This is a genomic window from Natrialba hulunbeirensis JCM 10989 (assembly GCF_000337575.1).
GTDB lineage: Archaea > Halobacteriota > Halobacteria > Halobacteriales > Natrialbaceae > Natrialba > Natrialba hulunbeirensis.
In genome coordinates, this window is sequence record NZ_AOIM01000042.1 from 1 (window position 1) to 18,503 (window position 18,503).

At 63.4% G+C, this 18,503-nt stretch carries 19 protein-coding genes; 11 read left to right on the plus strand and 8 right to left on the minus strand.

The window, feature by feature from the left end:
• The 3 genes from C483_RS18020 to C483_RS18030 form a co-directional block, all read right to left on the minus strand.
• Complete coding sequence (locus C483_RS18020) at nucleotides 1-639, minus strand: amino acid permease (protein WP_006654799.1); 639 nt, start codon at nucleotides 637-639, stop codon at nucleotides 1-3.
• Nucleotides 636-887, minus strand: a complete 252-nt coding sequence (locus C483_RS18025) for a hypothetical protein (protein WP_049912911.1) — start codon at nucleotides 885-887, stop codon at nucleotides 636-638. The genes C483_RS18020 and C483_RS18025 overlap by 4 nt, the downstream gene beginning before the upstream one ends.
• Nucleotides 888-966: 79 nt before the next feature.
• Nucleotides 967-2,163, minus strand: a complete 1,197-nt coding sequence (locus C483_RS18030; protein WP_006654801.1) for an acyl-CoA dehydrogenase family protein — start codon at nucleotides 2,161-2,163, stop codon at nucleotides 967-969.
• Between the two features lie 95 nt (nucleotides 2,164-2,258).
• On the opposite strand from C483_RS18030, the gene C483_RS18035 reads away from it, so the two are divergent.
• The 4 genes from C483_RS18035 to C483_RS18050 all read left to right on the plus strand — a co-directional run bounded on the left by C483_RS18035 (nucleotide 2,259) and on the right by C483_RS18050 (nucleotide 6,197).
• Complete coding sequence (locus C483_RS18035) at nucleotides 2,259-3,032, plus strand: IclR family transcriptional regulator (RefSeq protein ID WP_049912912.1); 774 nt, start codon at nucleotides 2,259-2,261, stop codon at nucleotides 3,030-3,032.
• A 588-nt stretch (nucleotides 3,033-3,620) separates the two neighbouring features.
• Complete coding sequence (locus C483_RS18040) at nucleotides 3,621-4,088, plus strand: hypothetical protein (RefSeq protein ID WP_006654803.1); 468 nt, start codon at nucleotides 3,621-3,623, stop codon at nucleotides 4,086-4,088.
• 55 nt (nucleotides 4,089-4,143) lie between these two features.
• A complete protein-coding gene (locus tag C483_RS18045; protein ID WP_006654804.1) occupies nucleotides 4,144-4,545 on the plus strand; it encodes a universal stress protein in 402 nt (133 codons plus the stop codon).
• Between the two features lie 137 nt (nucleotides 4,546-4,682).
• Nucleotides 4,683-6,197 carry an MATE family efflux transporter gene (locus C483_RS18050; protein ID WP_006654805.1) on the plus strand — a complete coding sequence of 505 codons (1,515 nt, stop codon included), beginning with the start codon at nucleotides 4,683-4,685 and terminating at the stop codon, nucleotides 6,195-6,197.
• 607 nt (nucleotides 6,198-6,804) lie between these two features.
• On the opposite strand, the gene C483_RS18055 is transcribed toward C483_RS18050, so the two are convergent.
• From C483_RS18055 to C483_RS18065, 3 genes are all read right to left on the minus strand, one after another.
• Nucleotides 6,805-7,116: a DUF7521 family protein gene (locus C483_RS18055; protein ID WP_006654806.1), complete on the minus strand. Its 312-nt coding sequence runs from the start codon at nucleotides 7,114-7,116 to the stop codon at nucleotides 6,805-6,807.
• Entirely contained in the window at nucleotides 7,113-7,466 is a 354-nt protein-coding gene (locus C483_RS18060) for an ArsR/SmtB family transcription factor (protein ID WP_006654807.1), read from the minus strand. Before C483_RS18060 ends, C483_RS18055 begins: the two co-directional genes overlap by 4 nt.
• A 140-nt stretch (nucleotides 7,467-7,606) precedes the next feature.
• Nucleotides 7,607-8,422 carry an alpha/beta hydrolase family protein gene (locus C483_RS18065; protein WP_006654808.1) on the minus strand — a complete coding sequence of 272 codons (816 nt, stop codon included), beginning with the start codon at nucleotides 8,420-8,422 and terminating at the stop codon, nucleotides 7,607-7,609.
• Nucleotides 8,423-8,577: 155 nt separating this feature from the next.
• Between C483_RS18065 and C483_RS18070 the strand changes: the two genes are divergently transcribed.
• The 4 genes from C483_RS18070 (at nucleotide 8,578) to C483_RS18085 (ending at nucleotide 12,569) form a co-directional block, all read left to right on the plus strand.
• Nucleotides 8,578-9,165, plus strand: a complete 588-nt coding sequence (locus tag C483_RS18070) for a metal-dependent hydrolase (protein ID WP_006654809.1) — start codon at nucleotides 8,578-8,580, stop codon at nucleotides 9,163-9,165.
• 376 nt (nucleotides 9,166-9,541) lie between these two features.
• A complete protein-coding gene (locus C483_RS18075; protein WP_006654810.1) occupies nucleotides 9,542-10,618 on the plus strand; it encodes a polysaccharide deacetylase family protein in 1,077 nt (358 codons plus the stop codon).
• Nucleotides 10,615-11,985: a hypothetical protein gene (locus C483_RS18080; RefSeq protein ID WP_006654811.1), complete on the plus strand. Its 1,371-nt coding sequence runs from the start codon at nucleotides 10,615-10,617 to the stop codon at nucleotides 11,983-11,985. The genes C483_RS18075 and C483_RS18080 overlap by 4 nt, the downstream gene beginning before the upstream one ends.
• 110 nt (nucleotides 11,986-12,095) lie before the next feature.
• The gene (locus tag C483_RS18085; RefSeq protein ID WP_006654812.1) at nucleotides 12,096-12,569 is read left to right on the plus strand and encodes a hypothetical protein; all 474 of its coding nucleotides are present in this window, start codon (nucleotides 12,096-12,098) and stop codon (nucleotides 12,567-12,569) included.
• Between the two features lie 17 nt (nucleotides 12,570-12,586).
• On the opposite strand, the gene C483_RS18090 is transcribed toward C483_RS18085, so the two are convergent.
• Nucleotides 12,587-13,756 (minus strand): DUF354 domain-containing protein, encoded by a 1,170-nt coding sequence (locus C483_RS18090; RefSeq protein WP_006654813.1) that lies wholly within the window; start codon nucleotides 13,754-13,756, stop codon nucleotides 12,587-12,589.
• Between the two features lie 174 nt (nucleotides 13,757-13,930).
• On the opposite strand from C483_RS18090, the gene C483_RS18095 reads away from it, so the two are divergent.
• From C483_RS18095 to C483_RS18105, 3 genes are all read left to right on the plus strand, one after another.
• Nucleotides 13,931-15,361 carry a hypothetical protein gene (locus tag C483_RS18095; protein ID WP_006654814.1) on the plus strand — a complete coding sequence of 477 codons (1,431 nt, stop codon included), beginning with the start codon at nucleotides 13,931-13,933 and terminating at the stop codon, nucleotides 15,359-15,361.
• Nucleotides 15,358-16,668, plus strand: a complete 1,311-nt coding sequence (locus C483_RS18100; protein ID WP_006654815.1) for a glycosyltransferase — start codon at nucleotides 15,358-15,360, stop codon at nucleotides 16,666-16,668. Before C483_RS18095 ends, C483_RS18100 begins: the two co-directional genes overlap by 4 nt.
• Nucleotides 16,669-16,754: 86 nt before the next feature.
• Nucleotides 16,755-17,774 carry a GNAT family N-acetyltransferase gene (locus tag C483_RS18105; RefSeq protein WP_006654816.1) on the plus strand — a complete coding sequence of 340 codons (1,020 nt, stop codon included), beginning with the start codon at nucleotides 16,755-16,757 and terminating at the stop codon, nucleotides 17,772-17,774.
• Nucleotides 17,775-17,808: 34 nt separating this feature from the next.
• Here C483_RS18105 and C483_RS18110 read toward each other — a convergent pair whose 3' ends face one another.
• Nucleotides 17,809-18,246: a hypothetical protein gene (locus C483_RS18110; RefSeq protein WP_006654817.1), complete on the minus strand. Its 438-nt coding sequence runs from the start codon at nucleotides 18,244-18,246 to the stop codon at nucleotides 17,809-17,811.
• Nucleotides 18,247-18,503 lie beyond the last annotated feature (257 nt).

Sequence of the window (18,503 nt, forward strand, 5' to 3'; positions counted from 1 at the left end):
TCAGAGATGTGTATAAGAGACAGGGCCGAAGCCGAGAAAGGGATAAAAAAGCGCGACGACGGCGAGCGCGAACGCGCCGTAATCCGGGAAGAAAGGGGTATAGTTCGCGGTATCGACCGCGGTCGCACCGGGGACGATGAACGTGAGCAGCGCGAGCAGCAGACCGACGAAGAAGACGAGTTGCACCTGCGCGACGAGTCGGAGGCCGATCACGTTGATGAACAGCGTGAACGCGAGCAGACCGTAGACCAGCACAAGCGGCGAGACGTCGAAGAAGATCTGCGTGTACTCCGCGAAGCCGGTCGCCGTAATGAGCAGTGAGGCCCAGGCAACGAGCGGAATCGTGACCGGGACGAGAAAGCCCCAAAAGGGCGCGACGAGTCGCGAAATGTAGACGTAGAGCCCGCCCGCGACGGGCATCGCCGACCCGAGCAGCGCGTTGTACAACACGACGAACGCCGCCGGAATCGCCGCCAGTAGCGCCGCCACGACGATCGCCGGACCGGCATCCCCGGCGAGCGGCCCGGGCAACACGAAGATCGGCACCGCGATCGCGTTTCCGACCAGGAGCGCGAGCACACCGAGTAGGCCGACGTTCGAGGACAGCGTCTCCGATCCGCCCGCACTCGAGTTGCTCATTCGCCCGACTCTCGACTCCGCCGTCGCTGGCGAAGTCTATAGGTCCGATACTGGCGTCCCACGGCGAAGCCGGCGAGCGCCCCTACAAACGGCAGCGTGACGAGCAATAGCGCACTCGTCAGCATCCCGGCCACGACGCCGCTTGCGAGCCCGAAGACCAGTCCGCCCTCCGGATACTGTGCGGCCGCAATCTCGCGTTCGACCCCATCCATCTCCGAGGGGACGTCCCGAAATCGTCCGATCGACATGGTGTGTTCAACCACACCACACTTCAAGTAGGTATCGCCCCGTTCCACCCGTTGCGACGAGTCTGGAGTGGCGATTCGGTTAGATAAGCTCCCGGGCGATCGTCCGCTTCTGAATCTCGTCCGTCCCCTCGAAGATGCGGAACACGCGCGCGGAACGGTAGTTGCGCTCGATCGGGAGTTCCTTCATGTATCCCGCACCGCCGTGGACCTGCATGGCGATGTCCGCCGCCTTGTTGGCGAGTTCTGCGCCGCGGAGCTTCGCCATGGACTCCTCCTTGCGGGCGCGGTCGCCGTTGTCCATCTTCCAGGCGGCGTAGCGGTAGAGCTGGCGGGTCTGCTCGATGTCCGTCGCGAGGTCGGCGAGCTGGAAGGAGACGCCCTGTCGATGCCCGATCGGTTTGTCGAACGTTTCGCGGTCGCGGGCGTAGTCCACGGACATATCGAGCAGGTACTGGGCCGTCCCGACCGAGTTCGCGGCGATGTTGATTCGACCGCCGCCGATCCAGCTCATGGCCGCGGTAAAGCCCTGGTCGACCTCGCCGAGGATCTGGTCCTCGCCGACGCGACAGTCGTCGAAGTGGAGTTCGGCGTGCTGACCGGGCGTCATCCCCATCGATCGGTGAATCGTTCCGACCTCGAAGCCCGGGTTGTCGGCGTCGACGAGGAAACAGGTGATCCCCGACAGATCGCCGTCGTCGCCGCTCGTCCGCGCGAAGACCATCGCGAAGTCGGCGTAGGGGCCGTTCGTGATGTACACCTTCTGGCCGTTGATTATCCACTCGTCACCATCTTTTTCTGCGGCCGTGTCCATATGATGGGCGTCGCTGCCGTGACCTGGCTCCGTCAGCGCGAAGCAGGTCGTAATCTCGCCGTCCATCAAAGGCTCGAGATACCGCTCGCGCTGGTCCTCGTCACACGCGAGGAGAATTGGCGTCGGACCGCCCGCCCCGCCGAAGATCGCGCTGTGAAAGCCTGGCGGCCGGTTCGCCATGTGCTCGCCGACGATCGCACGAGTGAGAATGTCGACATCGCCGCCGCCGACCTCCTCGGGCATCGTCATCCCGTAGAAGCCCGCCTCGACCGACCTCTTGCGGATCGTCTCGACGACCTCGCGATACGCCGGCACCTGCCGGTGAGTCTCGTCGACGATGTGCTTCTCGTAATCCTGGCCCAGGAACTGCTCGTACTCCTGCTCGAGTGGAGCGACCTCCTGATCGATGAAGTCCTCGAGTGCCTTCGTGATCTGCACCGCTTCTGACGGCTCGCTGAAATCCATACCACATATCACAGTAATCGACATATAAACGTTACCGTGTGCCATACTGTTCGGTACAGCGGAACACCTTTGTCGACCCACAGAAATTGTGCCGTATGGGAACACAAGGCAGGAACTCGGTGGATCGGATCGATGCGGTCGTGAAGACCCTGGATGTTCTCGAAGCCCTCTGGCAGGCCGACGGCGCTGGCGTAACCGAAGTTACAGAGCGAACCGGACTCGCAAAGAGCACCGTTCACGCCCACCTGACGACGCTCCGGTCGAAGGGGTACGTCGTCCAGGAGGACGACGAGTACCGCTTGAGCCTCCGATTCCTTTCGTTCGGCGAGCACGTCAAACACGCCGAACCGCTGTACGAGGCCTCCGAGACGCCGATTACGGACCTCGCTGAGCGGACCGGCGAGCGCGTCCTCTGTTCGACAGCACAGAACGGACTCGGCACCGCCCTCCGCGCCTGCGACGGCGACCGCTCGGTTCCCTCCGACATCACTGTTGGCACGCACACCTACCTCCACTGCTCTGCCGGCGGCAAGGCCATGCTTGCCCACTTCGACGAAGAACGCGTCGCCGACATCGTCGACACCTGGGGCCTCCCCGCCTTTTCGGACGAGACGATCACCACCTGGGACGAACTCACGGCCGAACTCGAGACGATCCGCGAGGAGGGACTCGCATACAACCGCGGAGAGTACCTCCCGGGGCTCAGTGCCGTCGGCGCGCCCATTCTGGACAACGACGATACGGTCTACGGTGCCGTTGCAATCTCGGGACCGACGCACCGACTCGAGAACGAGTGGGATATCGACGACCTCCACAACCAACTGCTCTCGGCTGCGAACACCATCGAAGTCAACCTGCTGTTCACGTAGCGTTCAACGCTGTCGAACGCGTTTGACGGTCGGGAACTCGAGTACCTGCCTGCAATCGGTCCGTTCCACCTATAGTTACATTCATACGATTGTAAATCACTCGTCGTCTGTCGAAGGGTGTGTTCAGATCAGACTGCCGTCGAGTAAAATAGCACAATGTTGGACTATAAGGATAACCATATGTGAGTGGTCATGTGCATCAGAAACCACCCAATACTACCTCAGTTCGACTGTTACACCCATTTGAGACCGTTAATTCGTATGTGGCTCCAGAAACAGTGAGACCGGAGTGCGGCCACAGAGAGATGGCCCCATAGGCACACATAGGCCGGCTAAAACATATTCTGGGCTAGTACGCACTCAAATGGAGATTCAAAATCATAATCTCACAATCTATGTTTGTAATGTGGAACATCTGGGGCAGAGTTGCTGAAACCAGCGCTGACTCCTCTCCACGCGAGAGACACACAGACTCACTGTGCGCACGGCTACCCGAGACGCGGACTGTTGCGTACGTCTCCTCAATACCCGTGAGAGTCACCTGGCCTCGAAAAATGATTGATGGGCCGTCTCGGACAAGGCCACTGCATGGACGAACACGAGGGAGCCGTCGGTACAGCAGCCACACCTACGGCGACCGACGAGGACCACCACCCCACACAGATCGAGTTCGCAGACGGACCAATCATCGCCGAATTTGTCCACTGTGATACCGTCCGTGTGACCGGGTCGGCGTCAGAACTCATTCTTTCGCTATTCTGGTGGGACGAGAACGGCCAGATCGGAACGATCTCCGAACCCGTTGGTAGCGTCGACGGCGAACGAGACATCTCCGCCACCGACGAGTTCGGCGAGTTCGCCTACGGTCCGATCGTCACCGGACTCGAGTGCTTCACTGGCGACGGACCGGTCGTCCCTGGTGCCGGTGCTGTCGACATCACGAACCCGACGGTCGACGCCTGCATCGCTGCTGTTCGATCGGAGTACGACGAGCCAGAGGAACTCGAGGCGCCGGCGATCGATCGCTCCTCGAGTGCGGTGGGAACGTCGGAGTAGACGTCCCTCTCGGTTATCGGGGTGGAGTGATGGGTATGCACGAGGTATCGAAACTATGTACGACACAATTTTGGTTCCGACGGACGGCCGGCCGAACACCGAACGAGCGATCGGCGAGGCGATCGAACTCGCCAGCGTTCACGACGCGACGCTACACGCGCTGTACGTGATTAACTCCGCCGAAATCGCGCCGGGAGTGAGCTTCGATGATCTCGAGCCGATTGGCGAGTCAGCAGTCGAATACGTCGCCGAGCAGGCGGCTGCGGCCGGAGTTGACGGTGTCGAGACGAGCGTCCAGCACGGTCTTCGCCACCAGGCGATTCTTGACTACGCCGAGGCCCACGGAGTCGATTTAATCGTCATCGGGCGAGCGCGCGGAGTCGACCGGTTCTTCCGAAAGAGCGTCTCGAAACAGGTTGCCGAGGAGGCGTCGGTTCCCGTGCTGGTCGTCGAGTAGCAGATGATCTAACACGTCACGGCCAGAAGAGTGACTCCGATCTCGACGTGTGAGACAGGGTAGCGAGTCGAAATCGGACGCGTCTGCCGCGTCTGCAAGACACTTTTGTGGGACTCGATTAGGCCAACACGGTTCTTGTGAGTCGTCGATCGTTCAATCCGATCCGAGTGTGTATCTACTGGATCGGACTCGCGCTCGCCCGCCTCGGGTTGATAGACCCCGAGCGAGCGCAGCGAACGTCCGACCTCGCGTGGCCCCGCGTCGTCACGGGGGTCGCACGGATGTCGAAAAACGCCGTCGACGTCGCCATGGTCGGCGTCGCGGTCGGATCGACGGCCATCGCCGGCGTCGGCTTCGCCTCGCCGTTCTGGGGGCTCGCGTTCGCGCTCGGCGGGGGGGTCGCCGGCGGCACCATCGCGCTCGTCTCCCAGCGCTTCGGCGCGAACTCGTTCGAGTCGCTCGGCCAGGCGGTGCGCTCGAGTACCCTCCTCGTACTCATCCTCACGCTGCCGGTGACGGCGCTGTTCTGGGCGTACCCGACCGAACTGATCTCGCTCATCGGGAACGATCCAGAGACCATCGCGCTCGGTGCGGAGTACCTGCAAATCGTCGGTCTCGGGATTCCGTTCGCCGGACTCAACCTCATCGGGAGCCGGACGTTCGTCGGCATGGACGACGCCTGGACGCCGATGATCGTCCGCGCTGGCGGTGCCGTCGCCAATATCGGACTCAACGCGGTGCTCATCTTCGGACTCGGGCTGGGCGTCGAGGGAGCGGCGCTCGGTACGGTGCTCGCGAACGTGGTGGTCACCGCGACGTTCGCGGCCGGACTGGTCGCGGGCTGGCTCCCCGGCGTCGGGACGTTCCCGGTCAGCGTCGATCCGTTCGGGAGCTACGTCCACGGCGAGACGGTTCGCAATCTGACGAAGATTGGGCTTCCGGTCCTCGGCAGCAAATCCGTCTGGACCGTCGCCGAGTTCCCGATGCTCGCCATCGTCGCGCTGTTCGGTCCGCAGATCGTCGCCGCCTACGTCATCGCCCGGCGCATCTGGGGCCTGATGAACACGCCCGGCTGGGGCTTCGGCCTGGCTGCCTCGAGTCTCGTCGGGCAGGAGCTCGGCGTCGGACACGAGTGGCGTGCAGAGCGCTACGGTCGGGAGATCATCCGCTACGCCGTGGCGGTCTACGTCGTCTCGGCTGTGATCGTCTTCGTCTTCGCGGAGCCGATCGTGCTTCTGTTCACCGACGATCCAGCAGGGCTCTCGATTCCGGCCGCCGTCTCGCTCATCTACGCGGCGTGTCTCGCGATCATCCTGAAGGGCGTCTCGACGGGTGCTGAAGGCGCGCTCAAGGCGAGCGGGGACACTCGATGGCCGTTCTACAGCCAGCTCGTCGGGATGTTCGGCCTCGCGATTCCGCTTGCCTACCTCGGCGCAGCCGGGCTGACGATCCCTGCGGTCGGGCCGATTCCAGTTCTCGGCGTGACGATCCCGGGCATCGACATCGCACCGCTCGGACTGCTGGGCCTGTACCTCTCGTTCATCGCCGAGACGGCCGCTCCCGCCGTGATCAACTACTACCGGTTCTCGACCGGTCACTGGAAGGCGATTAGTCGGGGGTATCGGCCCGGAGCAGCACCGAGCGACGATTAGCGAGCACGAGTGCGTGTTTCGGCCGCGACTGATCCGATATCGACGTGGATTTTCCGACCCAGAAAACGCGCTGGCATCATTAATACCACCCAGTGAGACTATGAAATCGGGGGACGAGACAGGTCCAACTCCCACCCCGCGTTGGTCCCTCATCCGATCACCCACTCGAACGGGTGTCCACCCCCACTGCGAGGGCGGCTCCCGACCCGCGCTCGTCACCCGTTCGACCCGCCCTCTCCCCCTGACAGCGCCTGTGCCCGCGCTGTCAGCCCCACTCCACTCTCACTCCACTCTCGCTTTCGTGGGGCGTGCTTCGGCCCGACACCTGCTGCTCGTTTTGACAGCCGTTGTGGTAATGAACGGTAACAGCGCCAATCGCGCCAATCGCGCCAATAGCGACGACAGCGACAACAGCGCCACCAGCGGTAACAGCGACAACAACGACAACAGCGCCAGTTACGAGGAGCCACCAGTGAAGAACGCGCGAATGCAGCCCGCTCACGGACAATCATCAACAGGCCGACTCACGAGCAGCGAACACAGACAGGGACACGAGGTGCGTCGAACCCAGTCGTCGCGCGCCTCCCACCAGCCCCGTCGATCAGCATCAGTGCTGTCCGTACAGCGAGTACATGATCGCAACCAGTCCGAGCAGTCGACTCAGATTCTCGGCGAACACCGTTACGATCCGATCCGTCGCCGTCAGCGTATTGAGCACGACGTTGAGCACGAACGGACACAGCGTCAGCAAGAGCAGCCCAACCGCGAGGTAGAACATCGACCGCGCATCGTTTCGTCGGTAGCCACGGTAGGCCTGGTAGGCGATCACCGTCCCGAACAGTGCAACGAGAAAGAGGCTGACGACGGTAAAGAGTTCGAACATCGTCGCCTCGTCGAGGCGAACGGGCTGGGCACTCATCGCATCCCCTCCCACATTCGGGTGAACTTGTCGGCGACGTCCTCTTCGTGGTAGTTCACCTGCAGATCGAACGAGCCATCCTCGAGTGAGAGTTCCAGTCGATCGAGATTCGCACTGTAGATGCTGTAGTGGTTGCCGTCCGGGGCAAGTTCGGTCTCTTCAGTGACGAGCCGGCACTCCTCGAGACGATCGAGGCGACGATAGATCGTCGGCAGGGACGCGTCACACCGGTCACTCAGTGTACTAGCAGACATGGGTTCGACGCTCGTGTGCGTGAGGATCTCTCGCGCGTACTCGTCGTCGAGTACCGAGAGAACGGTTGATAGATCGGTATCGGTATCCTCACTCACTGGTAGCTGTTCGTTTCGGCATCGCTATGAAAAACGGTCCGGTTTTTCTGACTGAGAAAAGACCCCATCAATCCGGTGTCAGTGCGGCCAACCCCTGCCTGAAGCCGAATAGACGCGTTCCACACTCACTCAGGTTATAGTCAGGTCTCAGCCAGCCACGCGAACAACAGCCCACGCACCCGCGCTTCCGCCTCGCGCGAGAAGATGTGTCCCTCTCCCTCAAACACCTGCACGAACACGTCCGTCTCGAGTACCCCCGCCGCGTCGAGGCTGTCCGAAACGGGCACCGAGTCGTCGGCCGCGCCGTGAAAGATGGCGACTGGCACGTCGAGCGTCCCCGCTACGTCCGCGAACGGATAGCTATCTAGGTCCTCGAAGAATCGCTCGTCGAGCCGTTCGCCGGTGTCGAACTCGAGTACCCCCTCGCGTTCGACGCGATTGCGGTAGCGGTCGAGGGTCGAGAGATCGGTGACGGGCGCGCGGGTTGCGACGGCGTCGATGCGGTCGTCGGTGGCGGCGGTGTGGAGGGCGACGGTACCGCCGAAACTGGAGCCGAAGAGGGAGAGTGAGCCAGCGTTGTTGTGGCCGTCCTGAACGCTATCGAGTACTGCCTGCAGGTCCGCGAGACGCGTACTGAGCGAGTGATCGACGAAGTCACGATCGGACGCACCACAGCCGCGGAAGTCGAACCGAACGGCGTTGTAGCCCTCGTCGACGGCGCGCTGGCAGCGCCGTTCGTAGCTGCCGGACTTGTCGCTTCGGAGTCCGTGACAGAAGACGAGCCAGTCGTCGGAGGGCGCTTCGTGGTGGACGGCGGCGACGGACTCTGATTCAGCAATGGACCCCGATTCGGCATTAGACTCCGATTCGGCAGTGGACTCTGATTCAGCAGTGGACCCCGATTCGGCGACGGACGATGAGCCGTCCGTAACAGAAACCGTGAACTCGCGTGGCATGCTCGCTCGTCCATTTCGTCCCGACGACCGTATTCGTTGAGGTCACACGGCGACGATCGGCCGGGCGAACCGATTCGGGAATCACGGTACTGAACTGCGGCCACGACAGGTTATCTCCTGCATAACTAATCAGTCGACGTGGCTGGCCTATGCCAATGTGGCCATGGGAACATGCAATCGTCGGCTACGTCGTCTACTCGCTGTTTAGTCATCTCGTCTACCGCGACGCGCCGAGTGGACTCGAGGCGTTCGCCGTTGTCTTCGCGTCCGTACTGCCGGATCTCATCGACAAGCCGCTGGCGTGGCAGTTCGACATCTTCGAGTCGGGGTACGCGCTCGGGCACTCCGTCTTCTTCGCAGTGCCGCTCGCGATCGTCGTCGGCGCGTTGGCCCGATCGGTGGGCCGTTCGCGTGCAGGACTCGCCTTCGGTCTGGGCTATCTGATTCACCTGCCGAGCGACATCCTCGACACCTACGTCCGCGGCGACGAACTCCGCTACGATATCGTGCTCTGGCCCGTCCATCCGGTCGAACCGATCGGCGAACACACCGACTTTTTCGGCGAGTTTACCCGTCTCTTCGGTCGCTACCAGCAGGAGCTGCTCGCCGGCGATCTCTCGACGTACATGTGGTTCCAGTTCTCTATCGCGGTGTTTGCAGCCCTCCTCTGGCTCTACGACGGCGCGCCGGTCCTCCGCGAGTTCCTCCGGGGCTGTCTCCGGGTCCTCTCGAGTGGGCGGTAGCGCGACGGTTCCAGTGTTCTCGGTACGGGGTGCGTACCAATCGTTCGGGACAGCCACACAGTTCACCGTCTGATAATGTTGTCATTTACTATCGTATCGATTCCAGTGAGTGTGTAGCTGTAATGAGCGAGACGACGAGGTGTCACCGATTCTCGAACGACTGTGACCGCACGCGGCCGAACCGGCGTTACCCACCGTCTATCGGCCGTCCTGTCGGTGCGCGGCGAAGGACTCGCCTGAACCGAGGTGCGAGTGCGAGACAGCCCTCGAAATCACTCCCAGTACCAGCGCTGTCAGCGGTGCTTGGGACAGTCACAGCCGCTGAATCGAGAGTCGACACCATCCACGACTACCGCCCTTTCCGGCAGGTGAGCACATGAGCATCGATCAGATCGGCTCCCGTCCAGCACAGGTAACTTCCCTCCCCGACGGTGCCGAGTTTGCCCTCTGTCTGACCCACGATGTCGACCGCCCGTACAAGGGTTTTCGGTCGCTGTACTACGCGACCCAGGAGCGCCCAGGCTACCACCTCCGGACGGCGCTCGATCGGTCGAACCCCTACTGGCAGTTCGCCGAGATCATGGAACTCGAGGACGACCTCGGCGTCCGGTCGGCGTTTTACTTCCTGAACGAACAGCATCTCTTCAGGGAGCGACCGCCGCGTGAGTGGCTCTCACCGGAACACTGGGTGCAACACCTCGGCCGCTACGAAATCGACAGCGACGACATCGCCGCTGCTATCCGCGACCTATCGACCGGCGGCTGGGAAGTCGGCCTCCACGGCTCGTATCACACCCAGCACGACCGCGATCGACTGCGAACTGAGAAGGTCGCACTCGAGTACGTCCTTGGCGAGCAGATATCCGGCGGCCGTCAGCACCACCTTCGCCTCTCGGTGCCCGAGACGTGGGCACACTACCGCGAAATCGGGCTCAGCTACGACACCAGTCTCGGTTCGACGACCGACTGTGGGTTTCACGACGGCTACCACCCGATCCGCCCGTTCGGCGACGAGTTCGTCGTCTTCCCGCTGACGATCATGGACCAGGCGCTTCCGGATCCCGCGACCAGTCCGGACGCCGCGCGTCGTACCTGCGAACGGCTGCTGGTCGATGCCGCCCGGAACGACGCCGTGATGACCGTTCTCTGGCATCCGCGCTTCTTCAACGAACGGGAGTTCCCCGGCCACCGCGCACTCTATCGGTGGCTCGTCGAGCGGGCACTCGAGTTGGGCGCGTGGGTCGGCTCACCAGGTGAGCTGTATGAAACGATCGACGCCGGAACGATCGAGAAGCAGTCCGTCTCGATCAGCACCGACTCGGAGACGGAGGCGGTGTCGACGACAGCACAGCCCGACCACGAGGAGTCGCGTCGTGGACGTGGGAATCGACGCGAGGAAGCCGCGCCACAGCTTCGCTCGGCGAGCAGCAGCGGAGGTGAGTCCTCCCTATGAGCAGTCGTCCAGCGGCGGTCGTCGCGGTCGTCGCCCTGCTCGTCCTGAGCAGTGTTGGCGGCGTCGCGCAGGTCGGCGACTCGGCGTCGACGCCGTCGCCGAGCACTTCGGCTTCGAACGCGCCGCCGTCTGACACCTACGTCATCGAACAGGACGGCTTCTGCCAGCAGATCGAGCCGCTCTCGAGCGGCGGCACGGTCGAGGCATTCTACGACTACCGCAACCACGAGACGCATCCGGAGGGCGTCGACCGACTGTACAGCTCCTACGGGACTGAACACCTCCAGGAGGACGATACGAGCATCCTGTTCCTTCACGAGGGCACCGACGGGCTGAGCCTCGTGATGATTCACGACCAAGTTGATGGGAACTCGTCCGGCGGTGCGGTGACGTTCGATATTGTCGGCCTCCCAGCGGAGTCCGAGTGGGTCGTCCAGGACGACAACTACACTGGCGAGACGAACATGGCCGAGTGGTACGGCGGCGACGGCTGGCTCGGTGCATCGTGGATCTGGGCCGAAGAGCGCACCGACGGTGGTGCGATCAACGGTGGACTCAACGATGCATTCGCGATGACGATCCACCCGGCGTTCAACGAGGACGCAGAGCACTACGACAACGACGACCTCTACGACCCCGACTTCCACGACGACGGCGAAATCAGCGACTGGGAGATCCTCTCCGGTGACGCGGACAATCCGGACCGAACGGACATCCCATCGCTCGACGACCCAGTCACGATCCGAACCGGAACGTGTGACGGCCCGTCCGTCTCGTACGATCTCCTCGGCGGCGGCAGCGGTGAAGACGACGCTGGGGATGCAGGGCTCGCAGCCTCGATCGAGAACGCAAGTCCTGCCGACCGGATACACTTGCGCCCGACGGCAGGCTCCGTCGAGGAGGTCCGATTCGACGACGTGTACGCAAGCGGCCTCGACGGCGACACCACCGTCACGTTCGAAAACAACCATCCTGACGACCTGCCCAACACTCCGGACGACGTCCCCGGATTCGGTTCGCTCGCCGTCACCGGCGAGCCCGCACTCGAGAACGTCTCGGGAACGGTGACGTTCACCGTGGACGAGGCAGTACTCGAGGAGCACGAGATTGCGCCGGAAGACGTCTCCCTCTACGAGCGGTCAACAGACGGCGCGGCATGGAACGAGTCGACGACGGAGTATCAGGGCTCCTCGGGAGCGACCCACGAGTACGCGGCGTCGGTCGAGTCACTCGAGGGGCTGACGGTTGCACAGGCCCAACCAGAGCCTGAATCGGGACTGTCGGCGATGCCCGGCTTCGGTGGCCTCGGCGCGCTCGTGGCACTCGCAGCGCTGGTCGGCTTGCTCGCGGTGCGGTACCGCGAGTAGAGACGGGTGACTCGGTTGGTGGCGGAGCACCGTCTACGATCTGTGTCTCCCGTGCCCCAACTCCTCCTCTCGCCGAAACGACTATTGACAGTGAATATGAACTATTGGCAATGGAGCGGTCAGGCCGTATCTGGCCACACATCGTCGGAAGGAGCCGAAACCGGCAGGTTCTCGTACTGGCTGTGATCGCCCTCGTACTGCTAGCTACCGGTGGATTCGTGCTCGGCCTTCCGGTTGGGTTCTCCCTCGGCTGGATCGCGGTAGCGTTCGGAATCGCTGTCGCCGCGGGGGCCGTGCGGGCAGGCCTCGTCCCAACTGTTGGATCACTCTGGCTCGTTACGCTCTGGTGGTTCGTCTGCCCGCCGCTCGTGGGGTATTTGACCGGCGACTGGGCAACAGCAACTCGGTACTCCTACCCGCGAGCACTGGGGTATGGATACAGTACTGCGGCCGCCGAGTTGCGCGGTGGGATCGAGGCTGGCCTCACGTCCGGTCTCGTCGCCGCAGTGCTCATCGGCACAGGCGGCTACCTTATCGGGACAGTGACGTCCTGGGCCGCAACCCAGCTTAAAAGACGCGGCTAACCACCGGCGAACCGTGATCAGTCGCTTCCCACGCCCATCGACTCCGACCCGGACCCCGACCCCGACCGATCCGAGCGAGCGTGCTGACCGAACTGCCGGGCCGACTCGAGTTCGTCGACAGCGCCTTCCGCGAGTGCCACGTCGACGATGAGATCTGAGAGGGGGACCGTGTCGGCGAGAAACTCGTCGCGGCGGCGCTGGTGGAGGTCGTCAACAGCCGTGTCGGCACCACCCGCGCCATCGCCGGTCGCGCCGCCACTGAACAGCGCCTCAATCTCGTCGCAGATCGCCGCCGGCGAGGCTACGTTTCGGATGAGCCCGCGCTTTTCGAGTTCGACGAAGTTTCCCATGTCGTCGTCGCCGACGAAGGAGTTCGAGCGGATCGCAGGCGTGCCGAGCAGGGCGGCCTCGGTGACCATCGTCTGGGTATCCGCGACGAGCAGGTCGGCGGCCGAAAGCGCGTCGTGGAGCAGCGCCGGGTGCAGATCGAACGAGCGGGCGGGCAGTCCCTCGAGATTGGCAGTGCCGCCCTCGTCCGAGACGAGCACCGTCACCTTCTCGGCCAACTGCTCGATGATCTGTCGGCGTTCGATCCCCGTAATTCCCTGCTTGCCGACATCGTGCTGGGAGCCGAAGGCGTTGAGCCGGAGAATTGCGAACGGCTCGTCCGCCCCGAGGTCGAGTGCATCCCGAACGTTGGGATTCGGCTCGTAAACGTCCGGATGGAGGTACGCACACTCCTTGAGTCCGTCAAAGACGTAGTGGTGATCGCCCAGATCCTTGCGGAAGGTGTTCGGTGTCAGAACGGTACGGGCGAACGGCGTCGAAATCGCGTGATCGAACGCCGCCGGTTCGGAGTCGATCAGCAACACCGTCGGGGTCCGCAGGACGGCACCCGTGTGGGCCGCATAGCCGCCCATCCCGAAGATCAGATCCGGATCGAACCGCCGCGCCAGCCGAATCGCCCGCACGTAGTGGGCCGGCAGGCGGCTCACGAGTGATCCCTTCGTCGTCCCGCAGGCACCGTAGACCTCGTAGGGCAGGTCGTCCCACTCGAGTAGCTCGACGGTGCAGGTGTACTCGCGGGCGAGGATTCGAACGTCGTGGCCACGCGCTCGAAGGTCACGAACGGCGTGTTTGTATAGATGGACGTGCGCCGGCGTATTGGTGAAGAACAGGAATTTCATGAAAGCGGTGTCTCCCGTGGGTCGGTGCTCCGCCAGCGAGGTTTGTTATCACCTTCATACCAGTTCGGACGAGCGTCACCGTGTACGACTGGTTCTGACTAACCGCCTGCTGTAGTGCCAGCACAGCGGGTAGCGAGCGTATAATAATGGGACGCAGCGGGGAGCGTCGGGTAGATGCAGTCGCAAGGATTTCCCGACACTGGTGGCGTGACCGAGACCGGCGGGCGAGTCGAGATGGGCGCGACGGCTGCGGAGGCCGTCGAGCAGTACGAACCCGTACTGGATGCGACGCTCGCGTACGCGCGCCGACACGATTATATCGGCCCGGACTACGGCGATGGGATGAGCAGCCAGCTCCTCCAGGCGCTCCCCGTCGAGAACCGCGTGTTGAATCTCGTCGTCCAGGAGACGGTCAAGCGCACGCCCGTCGACGTGCGGCCGCTGTTCCGCGTCGAGTGCAAGCGCAACTACAAGGGCGCGGCGCTGTTCGCGATGGCCAACCGGAACTACCAGCAGTTGGCCACACAGGACATCGCAGACCGCAGCGTCGCGGACCTGCCGTTCGACCCCGAAGGCGAGGCCAACCGACTCGTCGACTGGCTCGTCGACGAGCGAATTACGGACTACAGCGGTTTCTGCGGCGGGCATCGCCACCCGATTCAGCACCTCCACACCAAGGGCGTGCCGAGCGACCCCGACATCGTCTCGACCGCCTACGCCGTCAGAGCGTTCCTCCAGGCCGCACGTACCGACGACGCCGAGGAGTACGCCGATCTCGCCCGCACCGCCGTCGATTTTCTCGTCGAAGACCTGAACTACCGGGAAGTCGAGACCGGCGCGAAGGTGGACTACCACATGAACCACCCCGATGACTCCTACACCATCAACGCGGCCGCCATCGGGGCTCACATGCTCGTCGACCTCTACGACTACTTCGGCGACGAGGAGTACCGCGAGCGCGCGACGAAGATCCTCGACCACATCGCCACAGCCCAGACTGACATCGGCGGCTGGCCCTATCGCCTCCCTGCTTCCGCCTCCCACCTCTCGATGGACAGCCACCACAACGGCTTCGTCATCGAAGCCTTCCAGCACTACCGCGACGTGCTCGGGAGCGACCGCTACGCCGACACGCTCGACACCGCACTCGAGTTCTACCGCGAGGACCTGTTCGACCTCGACGGCGCGCCGAACTTCGACGAGGAAAACGCCTACCCGCGCGATATTCACGCGAGCACGCAGGGAATTCTCGTGTTCACGAAGGAGGGGGAACTCGAGTTGGCAGAGCGAATCCTCCGCTGGGTGCTCGCGAATCTGCAGGTCGAGGGTGAGGAGGGGCGATACTACTACCGGAAGTACCGCCACCACACGAAGCGGGTGACGTTGATGCGCTGGTGTCAGGGCTGGATGTCCTACGCGATGTCGGAGTTCCTGCTGGCGGTGGCGAGTGCGGACACCGACGTGCGGACAAGTACGGTGGTGAACTCGAGTGCGACCGAGATGGAGGCGGAGGCCCAAGCGCTGGCGCAGCCGACGACCGACGGTGGGCACCCACCGAACGACACTCGGAGTGGCTGTGACGATGAGACCGACCCCCAGTCATGAGTCTCCGAACGCAGGACGGTGACGTCGACGCCGATGCCAACGGAAACCAAACAGAGATACCAGCGGGAGCAGGGTCACCAGCAGACGGAGATCGGTGTCCGACGGGGGACGCGAACCACGCCCACAGCGTCGCCGAATCCCAGCGGGTGCTCGTCATCACCGGCCTCGCGCACAAGAACGAGCGCCACTACGGCCCACTCGCGGACGTGGCCGGAGAGACGACACTCGTCTCGCTCGCACCCGTCGAGGGCGTCGATACAGCCCGAAATGTCACCGTTCCCCAGGTCGGGCCGCGGCTCCTGCGCGTCGTCTTGCTCTTCGTCGTCGCGCTTCTCGAGGCCCGCCAGAACGAGTACGACGCGGTCGCCTCCATCTCGCTGTTTCCCTACGGCTGCTACGCGCTCGGGCTGAAGGCGATGTTCGGACTACCGGCCCACCTCGGCATCATCGGTATCGACCTCGACCATCACGCGACCCAGCGGTACGGCCCGGTCGTCCGCTGGCTGTTCAGACGCTTCGACATCGTGTCGGTTCCCGGCACCGACCACGCGGCCCGACTCGAGCGCTGTGGTGTCCCCGCCGAACGAATCGCTTGGCTGACGAATCCGATCGACGTCGAGACCTACAGGCCCGAAGCGGCCGATACTGTCGACGACGATTCTGACTCTAACTCTGACTCCGACTTCGACTCCGACGACGAGGACGAGGACGCCGCCGCCGACTACGACTATAACTATGACTTCGTCTGGGTCGGCCGCTTCGGCCCCGAAAAGGACCCCCACCGATTCGTCGCGGCGATGGACGCACTCGAGTCCCGCCGACAGAACGCCGAGTACACCGCCGTCATGGTCGGCGACGGTGCCCTCCACGACGAGGTCGCAGCGCACATCCGGGCGCGCGGACTCGAGGACACGATCGAACTCGCAGGCTGGGTCGACGACCCGATCGATTACTACCGGTGCTCGCGGGCGTTCGTGCTCACCTCCGAGCGCGACGCGCTCCCGCTCGTGTTGCTCGAGGCGATGGCGACCGGACTCGCGCCGATCGTGCCTCGTGTCGGCTCGATTCCGGACGCCGTCACGGACGGCCAGAACGGGATCATCGTCCCGGACCGACAGCCGGAGACGATCGCCGCGGCGATGGAACGATTGCTTGACGAGCCCGAGCTGCGCCGCTCGCACGCGAGCGCGGCGACTGAGGTCCGCAACTCCTTCTCGATGGCGCAGGCCGGTTCGGACTGGGCGCGGATCGTGTGCGCGATGGCCGAGACTGGGGGCTCGCAGCACCACTCGAGTTCGAGTCGCTAGCCCTCGCCCAACCAGTCAGGATCGGACCCGCTACGCCAGGGTAACGACGTGGTAACAAAACCGTCAGTCATCACACGCTGACCTACATGGACATCGAACGACTCGACCTCGCGGCGTGGGACGATGCCCTCCCCGCCCGCGGCTTCGACGTCTTTCACGACCCCGACGCGCTCGCCGTCCTCGACGCCCACTCAGACGGCGAGTTGCGGCTGTACGGCGCGTTCAAAGGCCAGCAGGTCGTCGGCCTGCTCCCCGTCTTCGTCGACGACAAGCCGGTCGGGCGCACGATCTTCTCGCCCCCGCCGGGACTCGGCGTCCCGCGACTCGGCCCGATCATCACCCCCAACAGCCCCAAGCAACGCAAGTGGGAGCGCATCAACGCCGCGCTCGCCGAGGGCGTCCTCGAGGACCTCGAGACCGACCGGCGCTCGACGCTGTTCCGAATGACCTGCCCACTCGAGTACGCCGACCCGCGACCGTACGTCTGGAACGACCTGGCGGCCGAGCCGTCGTTCACCTACGTGGTCGACCTCGAGGACTGTGCGGACGTCGAGGACGCGATGGCGGGCTTCAGCAAGAGTCTGCGGAACGAGATGCGCCGGTACGACGACCTCGACCTCTCGATCGAGACGGAAGGGATCGACTCGGCGCTACGGATCTACGACGACGTGGTGACGCAGTATGAGGAGTACGACGACACCGCGCCGATGTCTCGCCCGTTCCTGCGGGACCTCCTCTCGAGTCTGGACGACGACCGCTGGCGAGTGTACGTGGCGCGAACGCCCGACGGCGAGTACAAGAGCGGCATCATCACGCTGTTCTCGAACGACCTGGCGTACTACTGGCAGGGCGGCGTCACTGCCTCCTACGACCACGTGAGCGTCAACAACTGCCTCCACCGGATGATTCTGGAAGACATCGTCACGGAGCCGGCACTCGAGTCGGTGACGGGGTACGATCTGGTCGGTGCGAACACGGAACGTCTCTGTGAGTACAAGGGGAAGTTCAACGGCGAGCTGCGGCCGTACTACACCGTGGAATCGTCGGGACTCGAGATGACGCTCGCGAAGTCGGCGTACGAGCGGGTCGCTGGCTCGTTGAAGTGAGTGTGCGTAGCGAAGGAGTGAGGTGGTGTTGCCGTCACTGGACTCCTTCCTGCGGTGCTGGCGACGCCGTCTTCTGGCCACGGCCAACGATCACAAGAGATCCGAAGTACACGAGTAACCCGACCCAGAGGTACGCCCAGGGATCAGTCGCGGCGATAACTGTGAACAGGCCGTCGACTGCAGCCACGAGCAGCATACTGACGAAGGCGTAGTAGCCAGCCTGATAGTAGCGGCGTTGTTTTCGCTCGATGTCGGCGTCGGAGCTGTATCTGACCTCCTCGATGGACAGCAGTCCGTATCCGATCATCACTCCCGTCACGACATACACACCAGCAAGCAGTATCCAGGGATCGCCGCTGTAGACGTTGTGTCCGGTGAATACGAGCGCAAGTGCGATTCCGGATCCGATCAGCAGGCGGCCGTTTCGTTGTTGCTCGGCGACAGTCGCAGGTGGAGACAGCAGGGAGACCATAGCTGCGTTGTCACGTGTCTCTCGTATATGTCTGGTGAATGTCCAGTTTGGCGCTGTCAGAACGCCATAGAACGGTCGCGTGTCGGTGACGTGGACGGTAAGAACCACCTACGCGTCGTCGGCAGCCATCCGTATCCCGGTCATACGTGACACCGCACTCATTGCGCAACGAGTGCGTTCAGTCGTCGGTCGACGAACTGAGAACGTATCGGCATCGGCGACACCGCATCACCGTCACGTTCGCTTGCGTACACTGC